The organism is Salibacterium sp. K-3, assembly GCF_054052005.1.
In genome coordinates, this window is record NZ_JBSVZE010000001.1 from 2369988 (window position 1) to 2376342 (window position 6355).

Annotated in this window: 4 protein-coding genes, 16 tRNA genes and 2 rRNA genes; 1 reads left to right on the top strand and 21 read right to left on the bottom strand. The window is 50.9% G+C overall.

Features of this window, described 5'->3' with window-relative positions; translation table 11 throughout:
* Positions 1-27: 27 nt before the first annotated feature.
* The 3 genes from ACW9JV_RS11960 to queG all read right to left on the bottom strand — a co-directional run bounded on the left by ACW9JV_RS11960 (position 28) and on the right by queG (position 2706).
* On the bottom strand, positions 28-915 hold the full coding sequence (locus tag ACW9JV_RS11960) for an amidase domain-containing protein (protein WP_457334503.1): 888 nt from the start codon (positions 913-915) through the stop codon (positions 28-30).
* Between the two features lie 114 nt (positions 916-1029).
* Positions 1030-1557 (bottom strand): methylated-DNA--[protein]-cysteine S-methyltransferase, encoded by a 528-nt coding sequence (locus ACW9JV_RS11965; RefSeq protein ID WP_457334505.1) that lies wholly within the window; start codon positions 1555-1557, stop codon positions 1030-1032.
* A 12-nt stretch (positions 1558-1569) separates the two neighbouring features.
* Positions 1570-2706, bottom strand: coding sequence for a tRNA epoxyqueuosine(34) reductase QueG (gene queG / locus ACW9JV_RS11970; protein WP_457334507.1), 1137 nt, complete (start codon positions 2704-2706; stop codon positions 1570-1572).
* Between the two features lie 90 nt (positions 2707-2796).
* Here queG and ACW9JV_RS11975 point away from each other — a divergent pair, with 90 nt between their 5' ends.
* Entirely contained in the window at positions 2797-3489 is a 693-nt protein-coding gene (locus ACW9JV_RS11975; protein ID WP_457334509.1) for a B3/B4 domain-containing protein, read from the top strand.
* A gap of 528 nt (positions 3490-4017) precedes the next feature.
* Here the strand turns inward: ACW9JV_RS11975 and ACW9JV_RS11980 are convergent.
* The 18 genes from ACW9JV_RS11980 to ACW9JV_RS12065 all read right to left on the bottom strand — a co-directional run.
* Positions 4018-4100 (bottom strand) — tRNA-Leu (locus ACW9JV_RS11980).
* A gap of 23 nt (positions 4101-4123) precedes the next feature.
* Positions 4124-4213: transfer RNA gene (locus ACW9JV_RS11985), tRNA-Leu, on the bottom strand.
* A 16-nt stretch (positions 4214-4229) separates the two neighbouring features.
* Positions 4230-4304: transfer RNA gene (locus tag ACW9JV_RS11990), tRNA-Cys, on the bottom strand.
* Positions 4305-4344: 40 nt separating this feature from the next.
* A tRNA-Gly gene (locus ACW9JV_RS11995) sits at positions 4345-4419 on the bottom strand.
* A gap of 3 nt (positions 4420-4422) precedes the next feature.
* Positions 4423-4497 (bottom strand) — tRNA-Gln (locus ACW9JV_RS12000).
* Positions 4498-4507: 10 nt separating this feature from the next.
* Positions 4508-4583, bottom strand: a tRNA-His gene (locus tag ACW9JV_RS12005).
* Between the two features lie 19 nt (positions 4584-4602).
* A tRNA-Trp gene (locus ACW9JV_RS12010) sits at positions 4603-4676 on the bottom strand.
* A gap of 9 nt (positions 4677-4685) precedes the next feature.
* Positions 4686-4770: transfer RNA gene (locus ACW9JV_RS12015), tRNA-Tyr, on the bottom strand.
* An 18-nt stretch (positions 4771-4788) separates the two neighbouring features.
* A tRNA-Thr gene (locus ACW9JV_RS12020) sits at positions 4789-4864 on the bottom strand.
* A gap of 7 nt (positions 4865-4871) precedes the next feature.
* Positions 4872-4947, bottom strand: a tRNA-Phe gene (locus tag ACW9JV_RS12025).
* Positions 4948-5001: 54 nt separating this feature from the next.
* A tRNA-Asp gene (locus ACW9JV_RS12030) sits at positions 5002-5077 on the bottom strand.
* A gap of 288 nt (positions 5078-5365) precedes the next feature.
* Positions 5366-5442, bottom strand: a tRNA-Met gene (locus ACW9JV_RS12035).
* Between the two features lie 13 nt (positions 5443-5455).
* A tRNA-Val gene (locus ACW9JV_RS12040) sits at positions 5456-5531 on the bottom strand.
* 9 nt (positions 5532-5540) lie between these two features.
* A tRNA-Glu gene (locus ACW9JV_RS12045) sits at positions 5541-5615 on the bottom strand.
* Between the two features lie 18 nt (positions 5616-5633).
* Positions 5634-5726 (bottom strand) — tRNA-Ser (locus ACW9JV_RS12050).
* Between the two features lie 4 nt (positions 5727-5730).
* Positions 5731-5805, bottom strand: a tRNA-Asn gene (locus ACW9JV_RS12055).
* A gap of 66 nt (positions 5806-5871) precedes the next feature.
* Positions 5872-5988 (bottom strand): 5S ribosomal RNA (gene rrf, locus ACW9JV_RS12060).
* Positions 5989-6090: 102 nt separating this feature from the next.
* Positions 6091-6355 (bottom strand): 23S ribosomal RNA (locus ACW9JV_RS12065); the annotation flags it as partial.

Here is a 6355-nt window from a genome sequence, read left to right on the forward strand (position 1 = left end):
ATCATATCCTGTCTCATCAGACCCGTTTCACCCTTGTCCAATCTGAAAAAATTTATACCGGATCGCGGGGGTCCATGCTGTTGAATCTTCATACGTCCAATAACGCGCTCTGCTGTTGGTTGTCTGCGCATTGACAAGCGGCTCTCCGTTTCCATCAAAACCGGTAACAATCGTTGAATGCTGCCAGTTGTCATCGCCGTTGAAATCATAACAGATCACATCTCCAAGGCCCAGACTGCCGGCTTTTTCTGTTTCGACTGCCGTCAATCCGCTGTTGGAACTGCTTAAATACCAGTGGAAAGAGTGCGCCACCGCCCAGCTGTAACTCCAGTTCCCATCCTCATACCACCAGCCGCTGCTCCGGTCCGGCTGCCCCCGCATTGGAGCATGTCCGGCTCGTAAACACTGGGAGATAAAATTGGTACAGTTATTCGTAAATGCTTCATAGCTGGGGTTATAATCATTCCACCACGTTTCCGCGTACTGCACCGCTTTTCTTCGGTCATAGGCAAATGCCCGCTGCTTCCGCCGAACAGGCTGGCTGATACGCGGGGCCGGCAGCGGTTGTTCAGAAAGCATATAATCAATGATTAAATGCCCGTCATGGGTTTTCATCATCCGGGGCATGATTTCTTCTTCCATATGATACTGCCCGTTCACTTTCAGGATACGTGCGACGTGCAGCTGATAATAGATATGTTCCTGTTTTTCCACCCGCTGCACCCGGTAGGGCCGGCATAGAATTTTTATTTTCAGAAGTTCCGCCTGCCTGCGCTCGATTGTTTTTTTCAGGCGCCGGAGCATTTCTGTCTCCTGGGGAATCGTTTTCCAGGGTTTTTCCCGGGTACGGTCGAGCTGAAAGGAGATCCACTGCTGCATATGTTCCTTCCAGTCTTTCATCCAAGTTCTGGTCACGAGCGTCCCTCCTCCATAGTGACGGCCATGCTTCCATTCTATTAAAGAGAAGGAGCTCTCATTCCTTTCAGAGGAAAATAAAGAGCACCCGCCCGAAGCGCATGCCCTTTACGATCAGGAAGGAGAAACGGATCCTTCCATCTGCAGAAGGTATTCTTTCACAGGGATTCCACTTCCGTAACCGACCATGTTTCCATTACTTCCTATCACACGATGGCAGGGAACGATGATGGAGACCGGATTTTTATTATTCGCAGAACCGACGGCACGTACAGCTTTCGGAGACTGCACAGCTTCGGCGATATCCTTATAGGATCTTGTTTCTCCGTACGGAACAGCCGACAACTCGTTCCAGACCGATACCTGAAACGGTGTACCGTACAAATCCAGCGGAATATCGAAGTAGGAGCGCCGGGCGTTAAAGTATTCGTGAAGCTGCTGGATAACGCCGTGGCTGTCTTCTGGGTCCCGCTCCCACTCACGGTCGAGACCATATCTCCGCAGCCAGGGCCTTATTCGTTCCTGCACTTCTGCTGCTGTCCCAAAGTGAAGAGAGCATATGCCCGCCTTCGTCGCCGCCGTCGTAATGACCCCGACGGGACTTTCCATTTCCTGATACAATAACGGTTGTGAAGATGACATCGTATCGTCTCCTTATTTTACAGCACGTTCCGGTTTGGCGTTTGCTATCTCTTCCAGAACGTCTTCTGATGTCTCTCTTTTCCCGGCCTGCTGCAGAGCATCCACAGCCTCTTCTGTGCCAATCTGCCCCAGCGACCAGGCAGCCGAACCCCGGATCACCGGACGCGGATCCTCATGCAGTACATAAATGAGTGATTCGGTTGCTTCTGCCGCCTTATAGGTGCCAAGCGCCAGCACTGCATTACGCTGGATCGGTTTTTTACCGCGCCACGACCCGGCTATCGGACCAAATGTTTCCTTGAATTCGCGGTTACTGATTGTAAGCAGCGGTTCCAGGCGGGGCTTGACAACTTCCGGGTCCGGTTCGAACTCTTCATGCTGATGATGATCCATTCCTTTATTTTCAGGACACACGGTCTGACAGGTGTCACAGCCGTACAGACGGTTACCGATTTTTTTACGGAACCGTTCCGGAAGGGATCCTTTGGTGAGCGTTAAATAGGCGATACACTTCCCTGCATCGAGCTGGCCTCCCTGCACGAGAGCACCGGTCGGACAAGCGTCCACACATTTGTTGCACGTCCCGCATTGATCCGTAATTTCTTCATCCGGTGCCAGGGAGAGCGTTGTGATCATTTCTCCCAGGTACACATAAGAACCAAATTCAGGAGTGATGATTGCGCAGTTTTTGCCGCTCCAACCGATGCCGGCCCGTTCTGCAACCGCACGATCCGACAGTTCCCCAGTATCCACCATGGACTGACACCGTGCCTCCGGGGCGATCTCGGCAATATAGTCCTCGAGCTTCTGAAGACGGTCCTTCAGGACATTGTGGTAATCCACGCCCCAGGACGCGCGACAGAACACGCCGCGCCGGTCTCCTTTTCTGCTCTTCGGCTCGTTTTCCATTTTGGAAGGATAAGCGAGAGCAATCGAGATAATGGTTTTTGCTTCCGGCAGCAGCCGTTTCGGCTCCGTCCGTTTCTCGATATCCGGTTCTTCAAAGCCGGAATGGTACTGGAGACGCTGCTGTTCGATCAGCCTGTCCTTTAATGTCAGAAACGGATCAGTAGAGGCAAAGCCTATTTTATCGATACCGATCTCTTTGCTGTATGCGATAATTTTTTCCTTCAGTTCTGCTCCTGTCACCGTTATCCCTCCTTTCCTTTGCATTCCCTTCACATGTCTGGGTATGGTACACTTTGCATATCAATTGAACTGGCAGATGAGGTGAGAAACGTGCTCTTTTCACTGGACGAGAACCTGTTACAAACCATTCCGGATTTAAAAATCGGCATTGCCGTATATGAGAATATTGTCGTCGCGGATTCGCCGAAAATGCTGAAAGGCCGCCTTGAATATTTTCAGGAAACCGTGCGCACCAACCTCGCTGAACACCCTGTCGATGAATATGAGGGCGTAAAGGAATGGAGGGATTTGTTCCGAAAACTCGGAATCGATCCGAAGCGGTACCGCCCTTCCCATGAAGCTCTCCTGAAACGGATCAGCAAAGGGCAGGACCTGCCTTTCATCCATTCGGCCGCAGATATTAACAATTTCTTTTCGCTTCAATATGACATGCCGGTCGGTATTTATGACAGCAATGCCTTGACTGATTATATCAAAATCAGCCTTGGACAGGAAGAGGCCGCGATGGAAGGGTTAAATGGACGGATGAACAACATGAACGGCAAATTGGCTGCTTTTGACAAAAACGGGCCATTCGGCAGTCCTATCGTTGATGCAGGACGAACCAGCACAACCATCGATACCACAGACGCTGTCCAGATCTTCTACCTCCGTCCCTCCCTGCCTGCTGCTGAAGCAGAACAGCTGCTGCACGCTGCTTCCAATATGTTTACTCAGCTTCACAGCGGCTCCGCGGCCATTCACCTGCTCCATCGTGACAATCCGAAGGTCTCACGGATGTAGTATCGTAAAGGGATACGGATAAATTGAGAACCTCCACATCAATAACTCTCCTCAATGCCGCCTTGCGCACACTGCGGCGTTAATATACGGTGATAGTGGTTTCCAAGAAGATACTTGGAACCACTAAGCAACCGTCAAAGGAACCATAGAGTCCTTAAAAACATCTCTTGTGGACACTAAAGGTATCCTACAGTATCTCCAACCAAACCAAATCTTCCTGCACGCTGCTCTTTTTCATCATCCCTCCGGCCGGACCGCTGCAGCACTAAACCCGGTCGATGCTGTTTACAGAACTCGGGATCATTAAAATTTTTATATAACGCCTATTCTTTTGTCCCAGCCCGCCTTTTTGAACGCGGACGCATTTCATTGTACTCACCAAATGTTGCCTTTCAGGTATAGAAGGGTACAAGAGCTTGCGTGTTTTTACGAACGAAATTGTTTCAAAACCCCAACATTTATTGTAGAGCCAATATTAAAAACCGGAATCTGCTTAAAAGCAAACTCCGGTATATCGTCGTCTATGCTTGGTAGCGGTGGTGGGACTCGAACCCACACTCCGTAGAACGCGATTTTGAGTCGCGCGCGTCTGCCAGTTCCGCCACACCGCCATCCTCTAAATATCAAAAAATAATGGTGCCGAGGGCCGGACTTGAACCGGCACGGTTGTATACCAACCGCAGGATTTTAAGTCCTGTGTGTCTGCCCATTCCACCACCCCGGCAGAGGTAGATGTAAAGTGGAGGCGGCACCCGGATTCGAACCGGGGAATAAGGGTTTTGCAGACCCGTGCCTTACCACTTGGCTATGCCGCCATGTGGTACCGTATGATACACATGCACACATTGTGATAACTGGAGCGGAAGACGGGATTCGAACCCGCGACCCCCACCTTGGCAAGGTGGTGTTCTACCACTGAACTACTTCCGCGTGTGGCTGGGCTAGCTGGATTCGAACCAGCGCATCACGGAATCAAAATCCGATGCCTTACCGCTTGGCTATAGCCCAATAATCACAATGGGGCGATTGATGGGAATCGAACCCACGAATGCCGGAGCCACAATCCGGTGCGTTAACCACTTCGCCACAATCGCCATTTTTAAAAGATAAAAATGGCAGGGGTAGTAGGAATCGAACCCACATTGGCGGTTTTGGAGACCGCTGTTCTGCCTTTGAACTATACCCCTGTTTCAAAATGGTGGAGGGGGACGGATTCGAACCGCCGAACCCGAAGGAGCGGATTTACAGTCCGCCGCGTTTGGCCAACTTCGCTACCCCTCCATATCATAAATTTTTAAATGGTGCCGGCCAGAGGAATTGAACCCCCAACCTACTGATTACAAGTCAGTTGCTCTGCCAATTGAGCTAGACCGGCACAAAAATGGTGGCTCGAGACGGAATCGAACCGCCGACACGAGGATTTTCAGTCCACTGCTCTACCGACTGAGCTATCGAGCCATTGTTGAGTATTAATATTGTTTTTATCATAACAAAGGTTGAAAAGTAAGTAAATGGCGGGCCTGACGGGAATCGAACCCGCGATCTCCTGCGTGACAGGCAGGCATGTTAACCGCTACACCACAGGCCCTTTTTTGAAAGAATAAACGGCGAATCTCTGCGTCAGCTGCGTTCATGTCGTCAGGTCATGTACAGTCGTACATTCCCTCCTCCATTCTCTTGCTTCCTTGACCTTCTTGGTTCTTCTTTCAAAAAGGTAAGGTGCGAATCTCTTCGTCAACTGCGTTCGTGTCGTCAGGTCATGTACAGACGTACATTCCCTCCTCCACTCTCTTGTTTCCTCGACCTTCTTGCTTCTTCTTTCCAAAAGCAAGGAGGCGAATCTCTTTAGGACAGCAAATATATGTTTATGAAAAATTGGTTGCGGGGGCAGGATTCGAACCTGCGACCTCCGGGTTATGAGCCCGACGAGCTGCCAGACTGCTCCACCCCGCGATGTGTTTTATAATGGTGGAGGATGACAGGATCGAACTGCCGACCTCCTGCTTGTAAGGCAGATGCTCTCCCAGCTGAGCTAATCCTCCATATGTAAATGGTGACCCGTACGGGATTCGAACCCGTGTTACCGCCGTGAAAGGGCGGTGTCTTAACCACTTGACCAACGGGCCTTTCTTATGTAATAAATATGGCGGAGAGCGAGGGATTCGAACCCTCGAGACGGCTCAACACCGCCTACACGATTTCCAATCGTGCTCCTTCGGCCACTCGGACAGCTCTCCATCATGGCTCCACAGGCAGGATTCGAACCTGCGACCGATCGGTTAACAGCCGATAGCTCTACCACTGAGCTACTGTGGAATGTTTTATGTTTGCCTTTTCCCAGCGACACTTTGATAATATAACATGTCAGAAAGGAAATGTCCAGCCTGGCAGCGTCCTACTTTCACAAAGGGTTGCCCCTTCATTATCATCGGCGCTGGAGAGCTTAACTTCCGTGTTCGGCATGGGAACGGGTGGAACCTCTCCGCCGTCGCCACCAGACTGCAATATGTTCCCGATCGGTGACCGGGCCCTTTTCCAGGGAACGATGTTCCCTCAAAACGACATAACGAAATCAGAGCTGTGCGAACCAAACCACTTGGTCAGGATAAGCCCTCGACCGATTAGTATCTGTCAGCTGCACGTGTTGCCACGCTTCCACCTCAGACCTATCCACCTGATCATCTCTCAGGGGTCTTACTCACTTGTTGTGACGGGAAATCTCATCTTGAGGAAGGCTTCATGCTTAGATGCTTTCAGCACTTATCCCATCCACACGTAGCCACCCAGCAGTGCTCCTGGCGGAACAACTGGTACACCAGCGGTGTGTCCATCCCGGTCCTCTCGTACTAAGGACAGCTCCTCTCAA